The following is a 21660-nucleotide window of genomic DNA, read 5'->3' on the forward strand; positions in this document are numbered from 1 at the left end:
GCGTTACCCATCTGCACGATCACTTCCACGCGCTCTTCGACCATCACGATCGGTCTCTCGTTTTCGCTGCCACTCGATCCCATCAGGGAGGCCTCCCGCCAAACGGTTCGCGTCGGCTGAGGAATGATACAAGAATCGGGAGTGGCGATGCGACGGCGCGCGCAGCTGCTCAATTGATGCACTTTCCCGCGCGTGATAATTCAATGGGTCCGGTCGCGACTGTGACGCGGATTGGGGCGGCGTACCGAAGTGGTTAAGGGAGAGGTCTGCAAAACCTCCATGCATCGGTTCGAATCCGATCGCCGCCTCCAATAAATCTTCAATCGAATTCGTGTTTTCAAGAGTCTGCGCGGCCGAACGCTCCAAAGTCGTTCGTTTGACGCAAGCCTGGCAACGGATTAGCTGATCATCATCTCGGGCAGCTCTTCCTGATTATCTCGGAACCAGCGATTCGCCGAACAGGGGTGGACGCGGTTGCGAGAGGCTTTCTCTCGCGACAACTCCATCGCGATTGTCAACAGTTACTTAACGGCAGGAGGCTCATATGGCAGCGGTATCAAGTGTGTTGTTTCTCAAACCTCTACCCGGTCGTCTCGAAGCGCTGATGCGCGACGTCGCGAAGGCCGAGAAAATCATCAAGCGCAATGGCGGAAGTCTCCGTGCGTATAACGAGGTGTCGGGCCCGAATGCGGGAACGATCGCCGTGGTGGTCGAGCACAGCGACTGGAAGGAATACGGCAACTACATGACAAAGATTGAGACGGACAAGGACTGGCAGTCCTTCGTCGCCGAGATCAATTCGGCCAAGTCGCCGAACGCCGAAAGAGTCGCGAGCGGACTCAACGTGGAAGTGCCGAGCTGACGCGGAATCGTAACGCAAGAAAACCTTCATCAGGAATTGGGGAGATAATTATGGCTATTGTCCAAGTCTTTACCTACAACCCGCGCCCGGGCGCTACTGAGCAATTCTTGGCTATCGCCAAGCGGGCGGACAAGATTCTCAGAGGATTGGGCGCCACCACGCGAACGCTCAGCAGCGTCGCGGGTCCAACTCCAACTGCCCTCCTGTACGTAGTCGAGACGCCAAACTGGAAGGCGCATGGCGAGCTCAGCACCAGGCTCGAGACCGACGCGGACTGGCGCAAGTTCGTAGCGGAGGTGACCTCCACTGACAAGCCCACTGTGGATCTGGTTTCTTCGGCGGTCTACGCGGAAATCCCGCTCGGCTGATCAAATATCGCGGGAGGGGAAACGATTCCCCTCCCGTCCTCGTCCAAGCTCTCACTTCAGAGTCTCGGATTGTTGCGCGAGTATTGCCGGAATTTCGCGACCAGGGGAAAACCGGCGGGCGTGTCGATGATTTGTTCGAGCTTCAAGTCGACCACGCGCTCGCCGCCGGGGAAGGTGCGCACGCGCTCGGGATTCCAGTCGATCGATGCGCGACCGGTTAGCTGCAGGGTGCGGCCGGAATCGAAATCGATGAACAGCAGTCCGGCGTGAGGATTCACGGTCACGTTGCCGAGCGTGTTGAACACGCTGTTGCCGTTGTAGTCGGGGAATGCGATGCGGCGCGCGTCGAGTATCCGCACGAAGCCGGGATTGCCGCCCTTGTGCGAGACGTCGGCGCCGCGCTCGGGATTGTCGGTCGCGATGAAGAAAGTGTCGGCGCGAATAATCTGCTCCTGCTGCGACGTTGACAGCTCGGTGCTGACCTTCGGCTTCTGATCCTTCACCGAAGTTGGCCGGCTGCCGGCAAATATTCGCTCCTGCAAGTAGCGCCGGCAGTTGGCGTAAACCTCGTCGGTAGTGATGATGATTGCGCCATTCTTGAAAACGCCGCGGCCGTTGACGCGCACGCGGCGGGAGGAGACGAAATCCGGCGCGAATAGTGCGACGTGGCTTTCGGTTTCCAAATTGCGGCTCAGCGGATCGCTCGACGATATTAGCGCCGCGATTTTGAGTGTGCGATCGTCAACCGTCTCGATGAATCCGGAATCGCCGGTGACGACAGACGCCCAGACGTTGCCGCGACTGTCGACGGTGCCGAGCACCGCCATTTGCCGGCGCTCGAGAAACTCACTCGCACCCGGAGGAAGATGATCTGCTATGCCTTCGCCGACGTCCTCGGCGATGTCGCGGACGCCGGCCCGTTCCTGAACCGCAATTTCTCCGCTGTGAAATTTCATCGAGTGATTAGGGCGCGGGCGGTGACGGGGTATGCTCCCCAGTGACTCTCAGCTTGACCAGGCAGGGCGGGCCGTCTTCGCCGTAGCAGAGGTTGCTCACCTCACCGAGCTTCGGATCGCGGTCGTCATGGGTGTAGTCGGGACAGATCCAATGGCCACCCTGACGGTAGAGGGCAACCGCGAAATATCTGCCGGCCGTCAGATTGCCGGACACCGGATCGCCGTGCGACGAGATTTCGCGCGAGTTGACGATGTCGAATCCGTCGTGCGCGGCGTCGGGCGAGTACTGCATAAAGAAAATTCGCCATTGCCGTCCGGGGCTCGCAGTCGCCTGGTATTCCATCGAGCGGTCGTACGAGAAGACCGGCTTGTCGCGGCACAGCCACGGCCGCGCCTCTTGCGCTAGCGCCGAGCTTGCGACCAGCGCAGCTATCGACGCCACAATCGAAAAACATGCAGCAGTTTTCAAAATCTTCATGAGCGCTCCCGATCTGCAATCGCGATAATACGGCCGACGATCTCGCCGAGGTTCGCATCCTTCGGTGTGAAGACCGCTTTGACGCCGATCTCTATCAGGGCTGTGCGATCGGCCTCGGGAATGATTCCGCCCATCACGAGCGCTACGTCGGCGGCGCCGCGACTTTTCAGCAGATCGATCGTCTCGCGAGCGATCGACATGTGCGCGCCGGCGAGGCTCGAGATCGCGAGCACGTCGACGTCTTCCTCGAGCGCAGTCGCGACCATCTGCTCCGGCGTTTGCTTGAATCCCGCCAGCACTACTTCCATCCCGGCTTGCATGCATGCGTGCGCGAGCAGCTTGATCGCGTTGATGTGACCGTCGAGACCCGCTTTGCCGAGCGCGATGCGAATCTTGCGCTTCGCGACCGGCACCTTGAGCGCACCGACGCTGACGCTGGTTTCGAGAATCGGCGGCGTGTAGCGGCCACGTCCGACGCGCACGAGCGAATCGGTCCATTCGCCGACAGTGCCGCCCGCGCGCGCGAGATCGATAGTTGCCTCGATGAGTCCGCGATCGGCGTTATTTGCGGCAGCCCGCTCGAGCGCCTCGCGCGCGTTCGACACGGCAGCCTGGTCGCGCGCGGCGCGCCATTTGTTGATCGACTCGATTCGTTCTTTTTCCTTGAGCGCTTGCCCGGCGTGATCAGATTTCTGTTTGGGCGGAGGCGTGAGGCCGACTTCGCCGGTGAAAGCGTTCACGCCTATTTGCACGATTTCGCCGGACTCGACTTTCCGGTGACGCTCGGCGAGTTGACGCGTGAGCTCGCCGCTGACAATTGAAATGGCGCGCGAGTAGCCGGCCTCGCGCAACCTGATCGCGATTTCGCGCGCGCGCGTCGCGGTTTCATCGGTGAGCTTCTCGATAACCTTGCTGCCCTCGAAAATATCGCCATAACCCGCGAGTCCGGTTTCGTGCATGAGGACTTGCTGCGTGCGCAGGCTCAGCGTTTGCTCCGACTGGTCGGGCAGGGCGAGCGCCTCGCGAAAGCCGGGCAACTGCAAAGCGTTGACGCGCGCGTCGGCCGAGATGACCACCGGGAGCGCCTCATACGCGATGCGAATGATATTCACTTCGGGCTGCGGCTCGGTGAGCGTGAGCGAGCGCACCTGGCATCCGGCGCGGAAGGCGACGTCGTCAACGCCGTATTCGGTCGCACAAAGATCGCGCCAGAGTATGAAGTACGCGCGAATCTTGCAAATCTCCGGGACCAGCTCGATACCGCTGTTGATGAAAAATGAAATGCGGCGAACGGTCTGCGCGAAGGCCGCCGAGTCGAGCTTGGGACGAATCGCGTCGAGAATCAGCAGCGCGTTCCCGAAGGCGTAACCGATTTCCTCGGCCGGACCCGCGCCGCTTTCCATGTAGTGGTAGCCGCAGCAGTTGATCGGATTCCAGTTCGGCACGCGCTCGACCGCAAATCGAATCAGCTCGGTCGATAGGCGAAACGAAAGATCGGGATGAAAAATCGAAGTGCCGCGCGCGACGAATTCTTTCAGCAGATCGTTTTGCGTAGTACCGCGCAACTCGGTCCACGGCACGCCGTGCTTTTCCGCGACGACGAGATACAGCGCCAGGATGAACGGCGCGGTCGCGTTGATCGTCATCGAGGTGTTGATCGACTGGAGCGGGATACCCTCGAACAGCCGCTCCATATCATCCCAGTGACAAATCGAGACGCCCGCCTCGCCGACCTCGCCGCGCGCAACAGGAGCGTCAGGGTCGTAGCCGTTTTGCGTGGGCAAATCGAACGCGATCGACAACCCGCGCTGGCCCTGTTTCAAGTTCGCGAGGAAGCGCTCATTGGCCTGGCGCGCGTCGCCGAAGCCGGCGTAGGTGCGGATGATCCACGGCTCGCGTGGTGCGCGAGATTTTTTCTCGGGTTCAGGCATCGCCACAAGGTTAATTGTCGAGGCGTCGGGATTCCACCTCAGCCGCGTTTCTCGACCGGTTCGAATGCGCTGCCCGTTTTCCGCTTACAGGCCAGGCAATGGCACACCGCGATACGGTAAGGTTCTCCGGAGCAGGTGGCTGAGAGCTGGCCGCAGGAACATTCTGCTCGACGGGTGATCATGGTTGACTCCTATACGTCAGCGGCGGTGCGCGGCGCGACGTGCGGGTTCATCTTCGCGATAGCGAGCAAGTTCAGTCGCGATAGAATCGATCAGCGCGATTCCCGAAAGGCCGTTGTGCTCCGGAATCTCGAGGACCGGGCCGCCGGTCTCGGTGCGGATTTTCGCGATCGCCTTGCGCGCTTGGGCGACGCGAGTCAGCTCCGATTTCGCCAGCTCTGCGAGATGCTCGAGGTCTTTTTTGCGGATGTGAGGTCCGCGGCGATTTGTCAGCGCCGAAATGTCGACGGCGTTGAATTCTGATGGCGGCGTGCGGTTGAAAATCACTGCGGCCGGCGCGAGATGGATACTGCTCAGCTGTGCGTGAGTCTCGATAGTTTCGGAAATCGAAAGACTGTCGGCGGTGGTGACCTGGATGATCGCGCAATTGCGCCGGTCGCGCAGCATCTTCGAAATGTTGCTCGCCTCTTTGCCGACTATGCTGTCGCCGAAGGTCGAGCGCGCCGCGGTCGGCATTTTGAGCAGGCTCATCGCCTGTCCGCTCGCGGGCGCATCGACGATTATCAGATTGCGCGCCGGCGCCTTGGCATCAGGTCGCCCTGCGTCATAGAAAACTTTCCCCAGCATCATCAGTTCGCGCAGACCGGGCGCGGCTTGAACGAAAAACTGGTAGATGCGGCTGGCGAAGACCGCCTTCAACAGCATCCGGCCCGGCACCACGAGGCGAAGATATTCTTCGAGTGCTGCGCGACCGTCGAGCGTCATCAGATCGAGATTGTGCGCAACTTGTATCGGGACGAACGACAGCGCGACGCCGAAAGTCGCCGCCAGCGGTGCGCGCGCGTCGCATTCCATGATCAGCGCGCGATCGCCGGTGATAGCTGCGACTTTCGCGATCGCGGCGCTGAGGGTAGATTTGCCGACCCCGCCCTTGCCGAGCACGATCAGCACGCGTCGGGCGAGGATTTCGTTCAGCATCTGTGTGAATGGGAGGAGGGGAGATTGAGAATTCTACGGGTGATTGGCGACCTAAGCCCTAACCCCTCCCATGGTGGGAAGGGGAAGCGGACTTGAAAAGATAAATTACCAGCGGACCAGGTTGGCGCCCCAGGTTAGGCCGCCGCCGCATGCGTTGAGCATCACGATGCTGTTGTCGTGGATGCGGCCCTGCTCGAGCGCCTCGTCGAGCGCGATTGGCACCGACGCGGCCGAAGTGTTGCCGTAGCGATCGATATTGGTGTAGACTTTTTCCGGCGGCATCCCGAGCCGCTCGGCGACGGCGGAAATAATCCGCATGTTCGCCTGATGCGGCACGAACAGATCGATGTCCTCGAGCTTGACGCCAGCGCGCTCTGCGACCAGCCGGCTGACTTCCTCCATACTCTTGACGGCGATTTTGAAAAGCTCCGGACCCTTCATCTGAATCGAGTCGTCCGGGGAGCGTCGAACTTCCGAATCGATCGTGCTGCGCGTTCCGGTGGCGCGAACTGAGAGCAAGGTCCAATGTTCGCCCGAGGAGCGCAGCAGGCTCGACAACACTCCGCGATTTCCAGGCTCGGTAACCATCACGCACGCGCCCGCGCCGTCGCCAAACAGTACGGCGGTGCGGCGATCGTTCCAATCGACCATCGTTGAGAGCGCGTCCGCTCCGACTACAAGTACGCGTTTGAAATCGCCGGCGCGCATCTGTGCGTCCGCGACTTGAACCGCATACACGAAACCGGAGCACGCTGCGGCGACGTCGAAGGCGGGAATCGACGAGATGCCGAGACCCTGCTGAATCTGGCACGCGAAAGATGGGAAGCCATACTCGGAGGAAACAGTGCCGACGATGATCGCGTCGAGATCGGCGGGCTTGACGCCGGCGCGCTCGAGCGCGGTGCGGCTGGCGTCGGTCGCGATTTCCGCGAGCGACTCACCCTGGCGCATCAGGTAGCGCTGGCCGATTCCGGTGCGCGACCGGATCCATTCGTCGGACGTGTCCATGTACCGTTCGAGATCGCTGTTGGTCAGAGCGGTGCGCGGGACGGCCCGTCCGGTGGCGACAATTCTTGAGCCCATGATGAACCAGTAAAGCAGTCAGCTCGGTTAGGCGGGCCTGAAGGCCAGCGTCGTGTTGGTGCCACCGAACCCGAATGAATTATTGAGTGCGATGCGGATTTTTGCGGGGCGCGGTTTGTTGGGAACGTAATCGAGGTCGCATTCGGGATCTGGAACTTCCTGGTTGATGGTCGGCGGCATCATGCCGCGTTCGATCGCGAGCACCGTGTACACCGACTCGATCGCACCGGCCGCGCCGAGCGTATGCCCGGTCATCGACTTGGTCGAGCTGATTGCGAGTTTCGCGGCGCGCTCGCCGAAGACGTGCTTGACTGCCTGAGTCTCGGCGAGATCGCCTTGCTCGGTCGAAGTGCCGTGAGCGTTGATGTAATCGACTTCGTTGGGATCGAGGTCGCTGTCTTCGAGGCACATGCGCATGCACTTGGCAGCGCCGCGTCCGTTGGGGGCAGGGGAGGTGATGTGGTAGGCGTCGCTGTTGGCAGCATAGCCGCAGATCTCGGCAAGGATCTTGGCCCCGCGCTTGATTGCGGCGTCGCGCTCCTCGAGGATCAGCGCCGCCGATCCTTCCGACATCACGAATCCGTCGCGTTCCTTGTCAAACGGACGGCTGGCCTTCGCGGGCTCCTCGTTGCGAGTGGAGAGCGCGCGCATCGCGACGAATCCGCCGACGCCGAGTGACGTGATCGCAGCCTCCGAGCCGCCGGTGATCGCGGCGTCAAGGTAGCCGAGGCGAATCATCCGGTACGCCTCGCCTATCGCATGGCTTCCCGACGCACACGCGCTCGTCGTCGCGAGATTTGCTCCACGCGCTCCGTAACGAATCGAGATCTGGCCGGGCGCCAGGTTGCTTATCAGCTTGGGAATAAAAAATGGCGTGACGTGCCGCAGGCCCGTGTCCATGAAGACCTTGTGGTACTCCTCGATAGTGCACAGGCCGCCGATACCGACGCCGACCAGCACTCCGACGTTATCAGCGTTCTCTTCGGTGACCTTGAACCCCGACTGGCGCATCGCCTGCTCGGCGGACGCGACCGCGTACTGGATGAAGGGGTCCATCTTCTTGATGTCGCGCTTCTCGATCCAGTCCTCGGGATTAAAATCCCGCACCTCGCCTGCGATGCGGGCAGGGAACTCCGAGGCGTCGAAGCGGGTAATCAGCCCGATACCGGAGCGCCCCTCCATCAGGGCGTCCCAGTTTTTTTCCACTCCAACTCCGAGGGGTGTCACCAGACCGACTCCGGTGACCACCACGCGGCGCTCAAGCATTCGTCTCATCAGGCCCCTCATCCTCCATCGAGTTCAAACTTAATCATCTAACAAAAAGGGTCCGTGGTCGAGAATGCGGGAGAGATACGAATGCACAGCGGGTTTCGCTATTTGTAGACCTCGCGCCGGTGTGCGATTCGAGTCACATCGACAGTCTTGGCCGTGTCGTCGATGACGTAAACTATCCGGTAGTCTCTAACACGAATCCGCCATTCGTTATCGCCGCCCTTGAGCTTTTTGCAGCCTGAAGGTCGGGGGGCCGCCGACAGATGTTCGAGACGGGGAAAAATGCGGGCAACCACCTTCTTTGGCAGCGCGAGCAGTTCTTTTTCCGCGCTTGCAGCCAGCGCTACGCGATACCTACTCAACGTGTGAGCTTGCCGCTCTTGATGAGTCCCGCTTTTACCTTATCGAGCGGAATCCGCTTTTCATGCCGCCGCGATCGAGAGACAAGCACATCCTGGATGTCTTCCCACAGTCCGCGATGCTTCGTCAGATCGATTTGAACGGCCACCTTGCGGCCTTTCTCGTCGGTCACGTATTGGATTCCAGTCATGGCCTAGTTTCCTTCACACGACAATCAGGCGAATCAGAAATTTCGTCATAGCACCACTGAATCTTATATTTGTCGAACCATTTTGTCATCGCGCATTGTCGGCATCCGATGGCCTTGCATCTAAACTTGGACCGATGAAACAATTCAGATGTGCCTCTCAGTAATCCAGCTGACGATGCGTTCACGAAACTCGCGCAGAATCTTGGCGAACTCGAGATTGTGATCGGCGAGCGCGCGCGGCCTGCGATTGCCGGCGTGCGCGAGCGCTTGCGCGACGCGCTGGCATGCCGCGAGCGGGGCGATATGGCCGGATCGATCGCCGCGATTCGGCTCGCGATGTCGCAACTGGCGGCGCTCGGCAGCACGCTCGACCCGGAAGAGGGCGCCGTTATGCGGACGATCGCGGAACGATTCGCGAACGCGCTCGGTGCCGGCCAAAAGGGCGATGCAAAATCCAGCGTGGACGTGATGCGTCGAAAGGCCGGCGATACCAAGGACGACGACGACAAGGACTGGTAATCGGACTTCTTAGCTGACCGGACCGTTTCCCAGCAGGGTCGGACGGTAATCCATTCACTGAAAACAAACTGGCGGATTCGATGCCGCCCTCAACCAATCGTGGTGAAATCTTGGCGACTGCAGCACAAATCAAAGTGAACCGATCCGACCTGGACCAAACCTGTATCAACGCGATTCGCGTGCTGACCATCGACGCGGTCCAGAAGGCCAACTCCGGCCACTGCGGATTGCCGATGGGGATGGCGCCTGCCGCCTACCTGCTCTACACGCGGTTCATGCGCCATAACCCGAAAAATCCAAAATGGTTCGGGCGCGATCGCTTCGTGCTCTCGGCCGGCCACGGCTCGATGCTGCTGTACAGCCTGCTCTATCTCACCGGCTACGACATCACGCTCGACGACATCAAACAGTTTCGGCAACTCGGCAGCAGAACTCCGGGGCATCCCGAGTATTGGTGCGTTCCCGGCGTCGAGACCACCACCGGCCCGCTCGGTCAGGGTTTCGGCAACGGCGTAGGCATGGCGATCGCAGCGAAGCATCTCGAGGCGCACTTTGATCGCGACAAGTCAGGCCTGTTCGATCACCGTATCTTCGCCATCTGCAGCGATGGTGACCTGATGGAAGGTGTGGCGAGTGAGGCGGCGTCGATCGCCGGGCATCTCGGGCTCGGCAACATCGTCTATCTCTACGACGACAACCACGTGACTATCGACGGGCACACCGAGCTCAGCTTCGACGAGGACGTGGTTGGACGATTCGACGCTTACAACTGGCATACGCAGGACGTCGCAGACGCGAACGATCTCGATGCGCTGTCGAAGGCGATCGAAAATGGAATCGCGGAGACCGACCGGCCGTCATTGATTCGCGTGCATTCGATCATCGGCTACGGCAGTCCGCACAAGCAGGGCACCTCGGCCGCGCACAGCAATCCGCTCGGCGTCGAAGAGGTCAAGCTGACCAAGGAATTCTACAAGTATCCAACCGAGCCGCCATTTTTCGTTCCTGACGACGCGCTCGCGCATTTCCGCGAATGCGTAGAGCGTGGCGAGGAGCAGGAGAAAGATTGGAGCGCGAAGTTCGAGACTTACGTCAAAAAAAATGCCGCGCTGGCCGGCGAGTTTCAGTCGATGCTCGCGAAGGAGCTGCCAAAGGGATGGGATGCGGAGCTGCCGGTGTTCACGCCCAAGGACAGCCTTGCGACGCGAGTGTCAGCATCGCAGGCCGAAGCCGCGATCACGAAAAAAGTCTGGAACCTGTTTGGCGGATCGGCCGATTTGAACGAGTCGACCTTCACCGACGTCAAAGATGGCGGCGATTTCGAGCGCGGGCAGTACGACGCCCGCAATCTGCATTTCGGAATCCGCGAGCACGGCATGTGCTCGATTCTCAACGGCATCGCGCTGCACGGCGGTTTCATCCCGTACGGCTCGAGCTTCCTATGCTTCACCGACTACGCGCGCCCGTCGATTCGGCTCGCGGCGCTGATGGAAATCCAGGTGGTGTTTGTCTTCACCCACGATTCGATCGGCGTCGGCGAGGACGGCCCGACCCACGAGCCAATCGAACATCTCGCCTCGCTGCGCGCGATTCCGCATCTCACGGTGATTCGCCCCGGCGACGCGAACGAGGCGGTCGAGGCATGGCGTACCACCATGATCCATACGCACGGCCCGGTTCTGCTCGCGCTGTCGCGCCAGAAAGTGCCGACTCTTGATCGCACCAAGCTGGCGTCCGCCAGCGGCGCGCGTCGCGGCGGATACGTGATTGCCGAGACGGCGGGCCGTCCCGCGGACATCATTCTGCTAGGTTCGGGATCCGAGCTGCAGCTCGTCGTAGAAGCTAAAGCAAAGCTTGAAGAAAAGGGAAAGGCTGTTCGCGTCGTGAGCATGCCCAGTGAAAATATTTTTGAGCAGCAAGATCAAGCGTATCGCGACTCGGTCCTGCCGCCGAGCATTCGCCGCCGGCTGGCGGTCGAAGCGGGCGCGACGATGTCGTGGTACCGATGGGTCGGGCTCGACGGCGACATTGTCGGGATGACGACTTACGGCGCGTCGGGCAAGTCCGAAGACGTGATGAAGCATTTCGGCTTCACCGTCGAGAACGTCGTCGAGCACGCGATGAAATTGCTCGCACGTTAGCGCGCTCGACCGAATTTTCGACCGGGAGCGAGCGAACAATGTCCAGCGCCGAGAATCTGCTGAAGCAGTACGATTCGCAGGTAAACGCGGCGTACCGGGAACTCGACGAGAACGATTTTCCAGCGCGGCTGTGGAAGAAAGACGCGTCGCTGTGGTCGAAGGATTCGGCGCAGCAAGCGGCAATCAGGAACGAGCTCGGATGGCTGACAGTTCCCGAGACGATGTCCGCGCGGGTGAAGGATCTCGCATCGTTTGCCGACGAGATTCGAGATGCCGGCTTCCGCGACATCGTGCTGCTCGGGATGGGCGGATCGTCGCAGAGCGCTGAGCTGTTCGCCACGACGTTTCCGAGCGCGCCCCGTTATCCGAAGCTTCACGTGCTTGATACGACGGTTCCCGAGGCGATTAGATCGCTCGATCGCAACATCGACATCAGCAAGACGCTGTTCGTCGTCGCGAGCAAAACCGGCGAGACGATAGAAACCCTGTCTCATTTCAAATCATTCTTCGAGCGCGTGAAGGTGAAGTCGTCGAATCCCGCGGGATCGCATTTCATTGCGATCACCGATCCGGGCACGCGGCTTGCGGCGATTGCCAAGGAAAATCGATTTCGGCGCGTCTTCCTGAATCCTCCTGATATCGTCGGCTGCTTCGCCGTTATCTCTTATTTCGGGCTGGTGCCTGCGGCGCTTATCGGAATGGACGTGGCGACGCTCATGGATCGCGCGATTCGGATGTGTCAGAGCTCAGGAGGACGCGTTCGCGTCGAGGAAAATCCTGGCGTGAGCATTGGAGCGGCTCTGGGAGCACTCATGAACGCCGGTCGCGACAAGCTGACATTTATTATCTCGCCGCCGATCAGCTCGTTCGGTCTTTGGGTCGAGCAGTTGATAGCAGAGAGCACCGCAAAGGACGGCATCGGTATCGTACCGGTTTGCGACGAGCCTCTGGTCGACGCGAAGTCCTACGGCAATGACCGGGTTTTCGTTTATCTCAAGCTCAACAATGGCGCCGATGCCGCCCAGGACGCGGCGTTCGAGGCGCTGAAGAAGGATGGCATGCCGACTGTTCAAATCACGCTGGCGGACAAACTCGATCTCGGCGAGGAGTTCATGCGATGGGAAATTGCAGCGGCGACCGCTGGCGCGGTGATAGGCGTCGATCCGTTCGTGCAGCCTGCGGTTCAGGAGAGCAAAGACAACACCGGCCGGATTCTCGCCGAGTTCGCGCGCAGCAAGAAGCTTCCCGCGCAGACGCCGATTGCAGAGGAGGGCAAGCTAGCGCTCTTTTCAGATGCTGCGACAGCAGACGCGTTAAGGGGCAAAGGCGACTTTCGCGCGATGCTCGGCGCGTTCATGAATCTCACGAAGACCGGCGATTACTTCGCAACCATGGCGTACGTGTCGCCAAACCCGACGGTCGACAAGGAGATCGCGGCGATTCGCAAAGCGGTGGTCGAACGCTATGGCGTCGCAACGACCTTCGGCTACGGTCCGCGATGCCTGCATTCCACGGGACAGTTACATAAGGGCGGTCCGAACACGGGCGTGTTCATTCAAATCACACAAGACCATCGCGAGTCGATTCCGATTCCTGGCGCGCCGTACGATTTTGCGCGGTTCAACCAGGCGCAGTATCTCGGCGATTTCCAGTCGCTCGAAGCCCATGGCCGGCGCGTGATTCGCGTACATCTGGCAGGACACGATACAATCGTAGCCCTCGGGGCACTTCGCCGCGAAATCGTCGACGCGATCGCAAGGTAGTCGCTATGTCTGAACCTAAATTGATCATCCTGAACGACAAGCAGGACCTTTACGTCCGCGCTGCCGAAGAAACTGCGCATATCGCAGGCGAGGCAATCTGCACTCACGGCGAGTTCACGTTCTGTCTGTCGGGCGGTTCGACGCCAGCCGGCACTTATGACCTGCTTGCGACACGATTTCACCTGAGCGTCGACTGGAAGGAAGTCCAATTTTTCTGGGGCGACGAGCGATGCGTCCCGCCCGATCATCCCGAGAGCAACTACGGGATGGCGAATCGCACGATGCTCAGCAAGCTCGGCCTGCGGCCCGACCAGGTGCATCGGATGCGCGGGGAAGAACCGCCAGACAAGGCGGCCATCGCGTACGAGGATGAACTGCGCAAACAGTTCGGCCTCGGCGCCGGCGAATTTCCGCGCTTCGACCTGTTGATGCTCGGGCTTGGCGACAATCGCCATACGGCGTCGCTGTTTCCCGGCGATCCTGCGATTCATGAAACGCAGCGGATGGTGGTTGCCGTGGAGGTCGACGCCGAGCCGCGCAAGCGCCTGACTATCACGCCGCCCGTGATCAACAACGCGCAGATCGTGATGTTCCTGGTGTCCGGGCAGGGCAAAGCCGCCGCGGTGAAAGACGTGCTCGAGGGTCCGCGCGACCCAGACAAATTCCCCGCGCAGATTGTCGCGCCTCACAACGGCGAGGTCATCTGGATTCTCGACAAGGCGGCAGCCAGTCTGCTTTCGCCGCGCTGATCAGACAGAATAGTCGGGATGCGATTCCTACTGCGCCACTTCACCGCGATACTCATCCTCGCCGCCGTGGCAGGATGGGCGTTCTTCTACCTGCCCAACACTCCGACCTGGGCCGTGCTCCGGCTCAAGCAGAATATCGACGCGCGCGACGGCGACGAAGCCGCGAAGTACGTCGATTTCGAGAGCGTGGTGAAGAAGGCTGGCCAGGAGATGGTGCAGAAGCAGGGCGGTAACGATCCGTTGAGTACGATGATCGGCAACGCGGCGATCGAGATGCTCAGCAAACCGATGGCGCAGGTCGCAAGATCGTGGGCGATCCAGAAAGTCGATAACGGCGCGAAGGAGGTGCAGATGCCCGGCGCTGCGGTGGCGGCCTCGCTCGTCCTGCTGCATCGAAATGGCGACACCGCGGCGACAGACTTCACCGACAACAAGGGTCGGCGGTGGAGAATACACCTGGCGCGCGACCCCGACGGCTATTGGCGCGTCACCGAAGTCGAAGACGTCGCGGACCTGCTGCAGAAGCTGCAGCACAACCAGCCGATGGGCTCGCCGTCGCCGTAGCCGCGATCATTTAATATTTCTCCGGCACGAATTTCCTTCCCTTCAGCGAGGACTTATCGTCGTAAGCGCCTTTGGTCGCACGCTTCGGCACTTTCACCGTTTCGCGTGGAACATCCTCGTAAGGAACTAGACTAAGGACGTGGCGGATGCAGTTCAGTCGTGCGCGCCTCTTGTCGTCGGAGTTCAGGATGTACCAAGGAGCGTATTTCGTATCCGTAGCCGCAAGCATCAAGTCACGCGCGCGCGAATACTCGAACCACTTGCTGCGCGAAGGCAGATCCACAGGACTCAGTTTCCATTGACGTAGCGGATCGTGAAGGCGTGCCTCGAAGCGACGTTTTTGCTCCTCGTCACTTACCTCGAGCCAGATCTTAACGATCTTAATGCCAGCTTCCACGACATATCTTTCGACCGTCGGGCACAGTTTCAGAAACTGCTGATGCTGCTCCTTGGTGCAAAAGCCCATCACATATTCCACCCCCATTCGGTTGTACCAACTCCGATCGAATATCACGACTTCGCCTGCGCTCGGGAAATGCTGCAGGTAACGCTGCATGTACATCTGCGATTTCTCCCGGTCGGATGGCGCAGGCAGCGCGACGGTACGAAATACGCGCGGACTGACGCGGTCGGTAATGGCCTTAATGGTTCCGCCCTTGCCGGCGGCATCGCGGCCCTCGAACACGATTATTACGCGCAAGCCCTTGTACTTCACCCATTCCTGGAGTTTACAAAGCTCAGCCTGGAGCCTACGTAGTTCCTTGTCATATTGTTTGCGCTTAATCTTTCGTTTAGCCGAACTATCATTCATAAACCACGAACTCCTTGGCGGTTGAGCGAGCGGTCGCGCGTGCGATAGGCGAGAAGAACTCAAAGGCTTAGGCCAAAACCTTCGGGCTCGCAATCTTGTCTCCAGCACAGTCCAAAGAACCGAACGTGGAAAATTCCTACTCGGTTGACTAGACTCGACCCTGAAATTTTGGACGACGGTTCCGAACGACCACCGTCGCAAAGATCAGGGCAAATTATAGGCCCGTATCGCTTGGGTTGTTCAGGAGCTGTACACATGGCCACAGAAATGGAAAACGAGAGCTATCTTGAGCTATACGATATTGGCAAAAAGGAGACCGTAGCAAAGACCTCTCTCGCGAAAGTTAGATTCCTTCCACGCACAGGAGAGCGCATTTTCTTCGCGCGCCAGGGATCCGGAGATTGGATCTCGTATACTGTGCTGGACGGACACTACTTCCTTGGGTTTGATTCGTTCACGGGCAAACCTGCCCGGTCTTCTTCGGAAGGTCTCACTCGGATTACGCTCTATGTCGAAGCATCGAAATAGGAATTTCATTTCTTAGCGCGGAACAGCCAACATGATGATCTGGTCTCACAGAGTCCAATCAGCGAGGTTCATCGTCTCGGCTTGTAGTCGCTCGAGTTGCTAGAACGAAGACGTCTGGCAGCTTCCAGGAACTCCAGCGCAATCAGCCGATGGCGACGCCCTAGCGCGCATTACGGGAATGTTTCGCCGGGCGTTCGCGCCAGCACGTTTACTCTGATCCAATCGACGGGTAGAATAGTCGTACGCGCGGGCGAACCTTAGGAGGCTCGGCCGCGTTTTAGTATTCAGCACAAAATGAGACGTTCAGACATAAGAAATTTAGCGATCGTCGCGCACGTCGATCACGGCAAAACCACTTTGGTCGACGCGATGCTGCGGCAATCGGGCGTGTTCCGCGCCAACGAGCAGGTTATCGATCGCGTGATGGATTCCAATGCGCTCGAGCGCGAGCGCGGCATCACGATCATGGCCAAGAACACCTCGATCCTGTGGGGCGACACCCGCATCAATATCGTTGATACTCCCGGCCATTCGGATTTTGGCGGCGAAGTCGAGCGCACGCTCTCGATGGTCGACGGAGTCCTGCTGCTGGTCGACGCATGCGAGGGTCCGCTGCCGCAGACGCGCTTCGTGCTCAAAAAGGCGCTCGAGTCGAACCTGCCAGCGATTCTTTGCATCAACAAGATCGATCGCGCCGACGCGCGTGCGCCCGAGGTCCTTGACGAGGTCTACGATCTGTTCATCGACCTCGGCGCGAACGAGAGCCAGCTCGATTTCCCTGTGCTCTACACGCAGGCGCGCGCGGGCACCGCGTCGCTCAAGCTCGACGTCCCCAGCGAAAACCTGGTGCCGCTGTTCGACGCGATCGTCGCGCACCTGCCGGGTCCGGAAGTCGATCCCGACGCGACCCTGCAATTCCAGGTCAATAATATCGACTACGATGACTACGTCGGCCGCCTCGCAGTCGGCAGAATTATCGCCGGCTCGATGACGGTGTCGCAGAACTATTCGCTATGCCGGCGCGACGGAAAGACCGTCGTCTGCAAGGTCGCCCATATCTACGGATGGCAGGGGCTGACGCGGGTCGAGCGCAATACCGCCAGCGCGGGCGAGATAGTGATTGTCGCGGGCGTCGAGGACATCGCGATCGGCGAGACGATCGCCGACCTCGAAAATCCGCGCGCGCTGCCGCCGATTCGCATCGACGAGCCGACCGTCGCGATGACGTTCTCGGTGAACAACGCGCCGTGGGCGGGACGCGAAGGCGAATTCGTCACGTCGCGAAAGCTCGGCGAGCGTATCGAATTCGAAGCGCGCCGAAACGTCAGCACTCGCGTCGAGCAGTTGTCGCCGGAATCATGGCGCGTTATGGGCCGCGGCGAATTGCAGCTCGCGGTGATTATCGAAACCATGCGCCGCGAGGGCTACGAGATGCAGGTCTCGAAGCCTACCGTCATCACCAAGCAGGCCGACGGCCAGGTACTTGAGCCGATGGAGATGCTCGTCATCGACATCCCTTCGGAGTATATCGGCACGGTCACGCAGATGCTGTCGACGCGCAAGGCCAAGATGCGCACGATGGTCACGCATGCGAGCAACCGGGTGCGCCTGGAGTACGACATTCCCGCGCGCGGCCTGATTGGATTTCGCGGCCGTTTTCTCGAGAGCACCCGCGGCAACGGCCTGATGAATACGCTGTTCAACGGCTACGCGCCGTGGTCGGGAACGATTCGCTCGCGCGCCAACGGTGCGATGATTTCCGACCGCGAGGGCGTGAGCACACCGTACGCGATCTTCCATTTGCAGGAACGCGGTATATTCTTCGTCGGACCCGGCGAGCCGGTGTACGAAGGAATGATCGTCGGCGAGTATGCTCGTGAGATAAACCTGCCGGTCAACGTGTGCCGTGAAAAGAAGCTCAGCAATATGCGCGCGTCAGGCCACGACGAAGCGATTAGACTCTCACCCGCGCGCATTCCGACCCTCGACGCGGCGCTGGAATGGATCGACGAGGAAGAGCTGGTCGAGGTCACTCCCAAGTCGGTGCGGCTGCGCAACCGCGTGCTCAAGACGGGGCTTAGGAACAAGCATCGTGCGGGATACCTCGACGCGCCTCCGTCGGAGATGGCCGAAGGCAACTGATCGCTTCGTGAGCCGGGCGGACTGTGAAACGCCGGACGCACCGATGGCGTCACGGCAACCATGAGACTGCTCCGAATCGCCGCGCTCTCCGCGTTCATCCTGGCGGTCCTCATCGGCGGTACGGCGGCATTAATCGCAGTCAACCAGGAGCGCATCGTTGCCTACGTCCTGGCCTCGGTCCGCAACCGCACTGGCGTCGATATCATCCCGCGCTCAAGCTCGGTCCATCTCAGCACGCATCTGGTCGTCGTCCTTGACCAGCCGCAGGTCATCGACAACGGGCATGAAATCGTCAAGCTGAAATCGCTGAGCGCGATCGTCTCGTACCACTCGATTTTCGTCAGCACCGGACTGCCTCTTTACCGGCTGATCGCGGCGCAGCCCGATATCACCCTGCCGATAACGCAAACGAATACGGCCGCGATCTCAGTTCCGCGTCCTGGGACCCCAATGATCGACGCGATGCAGGACTCGCTGCATGCGTTATCGCGAATCTGCTGGCGGGTCGAGGCTGTAGACGCGACCGTGCGCTACGCTGACGGCACGGAGGTCGCGAATCACGTCGGAATCGTCGCCTACCACACCCGCAGCGATCCTTACCGATGGCTGCTCGGATTCAGCGGCGCCCTGGTTGGAACGCCCGTTTCAGGAGCGCGAGTGAGCGGGAAATTCAGCCTCGGCATCGGCAAGAATCAACCGCCCGGCGAATTTGCACATGGGGCGGTGTGGACCTGGGACGTGCCGCTCGAGGGAATCGAAGTCGAAGGATTCTCGCTGGTCGGGACGGTCCAGAACACCGTTAAGTTTTTGCTCCATGACGATGGCACCGTAACTGGCGATACCGACGCCGAGGCGCCGAAGCTCACTCTCGTCAGCAAGCGGCTGGTCGCGCCGGAGAATCTGGGCGCCTACTCTTTGCACGCTGCCTTCGAAATCACCGACGGCAAATATGCTTTCAGGAACATCGTCCTGCGCCATGTCGATACTCCGATTCTGGTCGGCGAAACCGAGTTGGTCGCTCCGGAGAGCAACAATCCCAAGATCGGAATACATCTCGGCGGATTTCGCCTCGAAGCAAGCGTCGTCAAGCAGCTACTGGCGGTTCGCCGTCTGCCCGCTGATCTGGTCGATGCGCTCAAGCGGCTAGGACCTGGCAAGGTAACCGTCGGCGACGCGACGCTCAGCGCAGCCCTCAACGAGATCAAGACGGCGCCGCTCGACACCATTCGCAAGAACCTGGTGGTGAGCGGCACCGTCCAGGATCTCGGCTTCGTGATTCCGGCGGAAACGAAGCTGCCGCCGGTCTCGAATCTCAGTGCTCAGATCAGCTACTCGAAGGGGCTGCTCACGATTTCACAGGGCACCGCAAAATTCGGCAACTCTGTCGTCCACGACCTTGTCGCGAGCGCCAACCTGGTCAAGGGGATCGAAGGCGCGGACTACAAGACCAGCGTGAGCCTCAATGCGGACCTCGACGAGCTCTATCCCGCGATTGCCAGGTTCCTCGAGATCTATCAATTGCGCGAACGCGATCGTCTCGAACATTTGAGTGGCCGCGTCGAGATGGTCACCACCGCATCGGGAAAGTTGAGCGTGAAGACGCTATCTCCGCCCACGGACTACCAGGTGCGTGCCGACGTCATCGGCACCGTGCTGGCCATCAAGGGGTCGCCCGGCCCGCTCAAGGTTTCACGCGGCACCGTCGCCATCGATCCGACCTCGATCAAATTTGAGAACGTGATGCTGGCCGCGACTGGCGGCAACGCTACCCTCGACGGGACCGTGAATTTCGCGAAGCAAGGCGTGACCGTGCGCGACCTGACTCTGGGACTTCACGACTTCCCGTCGGCGTTGTGGTTGACGCTGTTGGTCGATCCATCTGACTTCAGTGTGACTGGGCCGATTGGCGGCAAGCTCGTCGTCAACGGCAATCCCAGCACGCCGGGGGGCTTGACGCCCGAGGGCAAGCTGACGCTGGCCAAGGGCGACGTGAAATTCAACTTCCTGCGCGCACCGATAATCACCCAAGGTGCGACACTCACGATGCATCGCAAGCAGGTCGTCCTCGCGATGCCGGGTTCGAGGCTCGAGGACTCGCCGATTAATTTTCGCGTCACCGTCGCCGACTATACTCATCCCTCGATTCGTATCGACGCTACCGTGCAGAAACTCGATCTCGAGGTGCTGACTTTTGTGCGGATGCCCTGGTCGCCGGCCACGCCTCCGCTCCATTTTCCGGTTCCATGCCTCGGGCACATCGAAGCGCGAGCCGCAAACCTTGCCGCCTTTCAGATGACCGACACCAAAACCGATTTCACCCGCGACGCCGTCGGCAATTGGCGCGTTTATAACCTGACCGCCACTGCCTATCGCGGGAAAATGAGGCTCGAACTCGACGGCCGCGCTCCGGACAACTGGATCCGGATCGTGGGCAGCGCCACTGACATGGACCCCGCGCCGCTCTTTATGTTGGGCGGCAAGAACAAGCAGTCGCCATTGCTGGGTCATCTTTTTCTCGCCACCGATTTGTGGGCCAACACCGACACCAACTTCTTCGAGACCCTCGCCGGCGACATGACAATCACGGTCCGCGACGGAACTCTCAACAAGTTTACGCTGCTCTCGCGCCTGCTCAGTTTTATCGACATCAAGAATTGGCTGAGCGCGCAGATTCCCGACCCGCGCATCGCCGGCGTCCCGTTCAAAACAATTTTCACCGATTTCAAAGGCAACGGTGGGCTCTTCTACACCGACAATTTCGCGCTCAAGGGTCCCGTGATGGATATCACCGCGAGCGGCAGCGTCCAGTTCGGCGCCGGCACTCTCGATATGGACGTCGGCGTGTTCCCGTTCGACACCGTCGATTGGGTGTTGAACCACATCCCCGTTATCGGCGATCGCCTCGGCGCAGGCACCGGCAAACTGGTCGCTGCATACTTCCATGTCAAAGGCCCGGTGAGCGACCCGTCGATCGTGCCGAAGCCGATTACCTCGGTGGCGAACTTCGTCAAGAAGACGCTCGGGATGCCGATAAACATCATTCGTCCGAACACGATTAAGTGAGCTGATGAGAGGTGAAGAGGCCGCGGCCAGCGCTGATCGTATTTTGCCGCGAGCCTATCGAGCACCAGGTCAAGACCCGGCTGATCGGCTCGATGACTCCCTCGGCCGCTGCCGCACTGGCCGACGCGTTCATTCGCGACGCGCTCGCAAAGGCAGACTCCGTCCACCCCGCGCGCATCGTCATCGCCGCCAGTGCCCCGGACGGCGCCGATCGCAGCAAATATTTCCGGCGGCTGGCACGACGCTTTGGCGCCGAATTGATCGATCAGAGAGACGGGTCGCTGGGCCAGCGGATGGCGCGCTCGCTCGATCCGTTTTCCTCCAACGGCGCGCTGCTAATCGGTACCGACACACCTTCGCTTCCGAGTGAGATGCTCGCGACCAGCCTCGACGCACTTCGCCGCACCGGCGTCGTGATCGCGCCGAGTCTCGACGGCGGCTACTACGCAGTCGGCGTGCGCGGCGCGATGCCTCCGATTTTCACTGGAATCCGATGGGGCACCCGCCGCGTTTTCGACTCGACGATCGCGCGTCTCGACCGTGCCGATATTCCGTACACGATGGGTCCGGCGTGGTACGACGTCGATCGATGGGCGGACGTGATGCTGCTGGCCTCTCACTTGCGAATGCTGGCGCGATCGCGGCCGCGCGCGGGCTTATCGCCATGCCCCGCGACCGAATCTGTCCTCGTGCGGCTTGGAGTCCTTCGCCACGATCGCTAA

Annotated in this window: 19 protein-coding genes and 1 tRNA gene; 11 read left to right on the plus strand and 9 right to left on the minus strand. The window is 60.4% G+C overall.

Translation table 11 applies throughout. The features are described from left to right. The first annotated feature begins 235 nt into the window (after positions 1-235). The 3 genes from WB650_RS10615 to WB650_RS10625 all read left to right on the plus strand — a co-directional run bounded on the left by WB650_RS10615 (position 236) and on the right by WB650_RS10625 (position 1230). Positions 236-311, plus strand: a tRNA-Cys gene (locus tag WB650_RS10615). 233 nt (positions 312-544) lie between these two features. Then, positions 545-862, plus strand: coding sequence for a hypothetical protein (locus tag WB650_RS10620; protein WP_422304132.1), 318 nt, complete (start codon positions 545-547; stop codon positions 860-862). A gap of 50 nt (positions 863-912) precedes the next feature. Then, the gene (locus WB650_RS10625) at positions 913-1230 is read left to right on the plus strand and encodes a hypothetical protein (RefSeq protein ID WP_423960387.1); all 318 of its coding nucleotides are present in this window, start codon (positions 913-915) and stop codon (positions 1228-1230) included. 56 nt (positions 1231-1286) lie between these two features. Here WB650_RS10625 and WB650_RS10630 read toward each other — a convergent pair whose 3' ends face one another. The 8 genes from WB650_RS10630 to WB650_RS10665 form a co-directional block, all read right to left on the minus strand. Then, entirely contained in the window at positions 1287-2186 is a 900-nt protein-coding gene (locus tag WB650_RS10630; protein ID WP_423960389.1) for a pyridoxamine 5'-phosphate oxidase family protein, read from the minus strand. 7 nt (positions 2187-2193) lie between these two features. Further along, positions 2194-2664, minus strand: a complete 471-nt coding sequence (locus tag WB650_RS10635) for a hypothetical protein (protein WP_423960390.1) — start codon at positions 2662-2664, stop codon at positions 2194-2196. Continuing rightward, complete coding sequence (locus tag WB650_RS10640) at positions 2661-4595, minus strand: methylmalonyl-CoA mutase family protein (protein ID WP_423960449.1); 1935 nt, start codon at positions 4593-4595, stop codon at positions 2661-2663. Before WB650_RS10640 ends, WB650_RS10635 begins: the two co-directional genes overlap by 4 nt. A gap of 198 nt (positions 4596-4793) precedes the next feature. Then, on the minus strand, positions 4794-5753 hold the full coding sequence (locus tag WB650_RS10645) for an ArsA family ATPase (protein WP_422304128.1): 960 nt from the start codon (positions 5751-5753) through the stop codon (positions 4794-4796). Positions 5754-5858: 105 nt separating this feature from the next. Next, the gene (locus WB650_RS10650) at positions 5859-6836 is read right to left on the minus strand and encodes a beta-ketoacyl-ACP synthase III (RefSeq protein ID WP_423960392.1); all 978 of its coding nucleotides are present in this window, start codon (positions 6834-6836) and stop codon (positions 5859-5861) included. A 27-nt stretch (positions 6837-6863) separates the two neighbouring features. After that, the gene (gene fabF, locus WB650_RS10655; protein ID WP_422304126.1) at positions 6864-8111 is read right to left on the minus strand and encodes a beta-ketoacyl-ACP synthase II; all 1248 of its coding nucleotides are present in this window, start codon (positions 8109-8111) and stop codon (positions 6864-6866) included. 98 nt (positions 8112-8209) lie between these two features. Further along, the gene (locus tag WB650_RS10660) at positions 8210-8470 is read right to left on the minus strand and encodes a type II toxin-antitoxin system RelE family toxin (protein WP_422304125.1); all 261 of its coding nucleotides are present in this window, start codon (positions 8468-8470) and stop codon (positions 8210-8212) included. Then, the gene (locus WB650_RS10665; RefSeq protein ID WP_422304124.1) at positions 8467-8658 is read right to left on the minus strand and encodes a hypothetical protein; all 192 of its coding nucleotides are present in this window, start codon (positions 8656-8658) and stop codon (positions 8467-8469) included. Before WB650_RS10665 ends, WB650_RS10660 begins: the two co-directional genes overlap by 4 nt. Before the next feature lie 150 nt (positions 8659-8808). Between WB650_RS10665 and WB650_RS10670 the strand changes: the two genes are divergently transcribed. The 5 genes from WB650_RS10670 to WB650_RS10690 all read left to right on the plus strand — a co-directional run bounded on the left by WB650_RS10670 (position 8809) and on the right by WB650_RS10690 (position 14394). Next, positions 8809-9177, plus strand: coding sequence for a hypothetical protein (locus tag WB650_RS10670; RefSeq protein WP_422304123.1), 369 nt, complete (start codon positions 8809-8811; stop codon positions 9175-9177). A gap of 110 nt (positions 9178-9287) precedes the next feature. Beyond that, entirely contained in the window at positions 9288-11318 is a 2031-nt protein-coding gene (gene tkt / locus WB650_RS10675) for a transketolase (RefSeq protein WP_422304122.1), read from the plus strand. 38 nt (positions 11319-11356) lie between these two features. Next, entirely contained in the window at positions 11357-13081 is a 1725-nt protein-coding gene (locus WB650_RS10680) for a glucose-6-phosphate isomerase (RefSeq protein ID WP_422304121.1), read from the plus strand. Positions 13082-13086: 5 nt separating this feature from the next. Next, the gene (gene pgl, locus WB650_RS10685) at positions 13087-13830 is read left to right on the plus strand and encodes a 6-phosphogluconolactonase (RefSeq protein ID WP_422304120.1); all 744 of its coding nucleotides are present in this window, start codon (positions 13087-13089) and stop codon (positions 13828-13830) included. Between the two features lie 18 nt (positions 13831-13848). Next, positions 13849-14394 carry a hypothetical protein gene (locus WB650_RS10690; RefSeq protein WP_422304119.1) on the plus strand — a complete coding sequence of 182 codons (546 nt, stop codon included), beginning with the start codon at positions 13849-13851 and terminating at the stop codon, positions 14392-14394. A 10-nt stretch (positions 14395-14404) separates the two neighbouring features. Here WB650_RS10690 and ppk2 read toward each other — a convergent pair whose 3' ends face one another. Next, positions 14405-15205, minus strand: a complete 801-nt coding sequence (gene ppk2, locus WB650_RS10695) for a polyphosphate kinase 2 (protein WP_422304118.1) — start codon at positions 15203-15205, stop codon at positions 14405-14407. 822 nt (positions 15206-16027) lie between these two features. On the opposite strand from ppk2, the gene typA reads away from it, so the two are divergent. Genes typA through WB650_RS10710 form a run of 3 tightly spaced genes read left to right on the plus strand, consistent with a single transcriptional unit; the run spans position 16028 to position 21660 of the window. Continuing rightward, a complete protein-coding gene (gene typA, locus WB650_RS10700) occupies positions 16028-17875 on the plus strand; it encodes a translational GTPase TypA (RefSeq protein ID WP_423960396.1) in 1848 nt (615 codons plus the stop codon). 60 nt (positions 17876-17935) lie between these two features. Beyond that, complete coding sequence (locus WB650_RS10705) at positions 17936-20938, plus strand: AsmA-like C-terminal domain-containing protein (protein WP_422304115.1); 3003 nt, start codon at positions 17936-17938, stop codon at positions 20936-20938. Positions 20939-20949: 11 nt separating this feature from the next. Then, entirely contained in the window at positions 20950-21660 is a 711-nt protein-coding gene (locus WB650_RS10710; protein WP_422304114.1) for a TIGR04282 family arsenosugar biosynthesis glycosyltransferase, read from the plus strand.

The sequence above is a fragment of the Binatus sp. (SeqCode) genome (assembly GCF_049584895.1).
Classification (GTDB): Bacteria; Desulfobacterota; Binatia; order Binatales; family Binataceae; genus Binatus.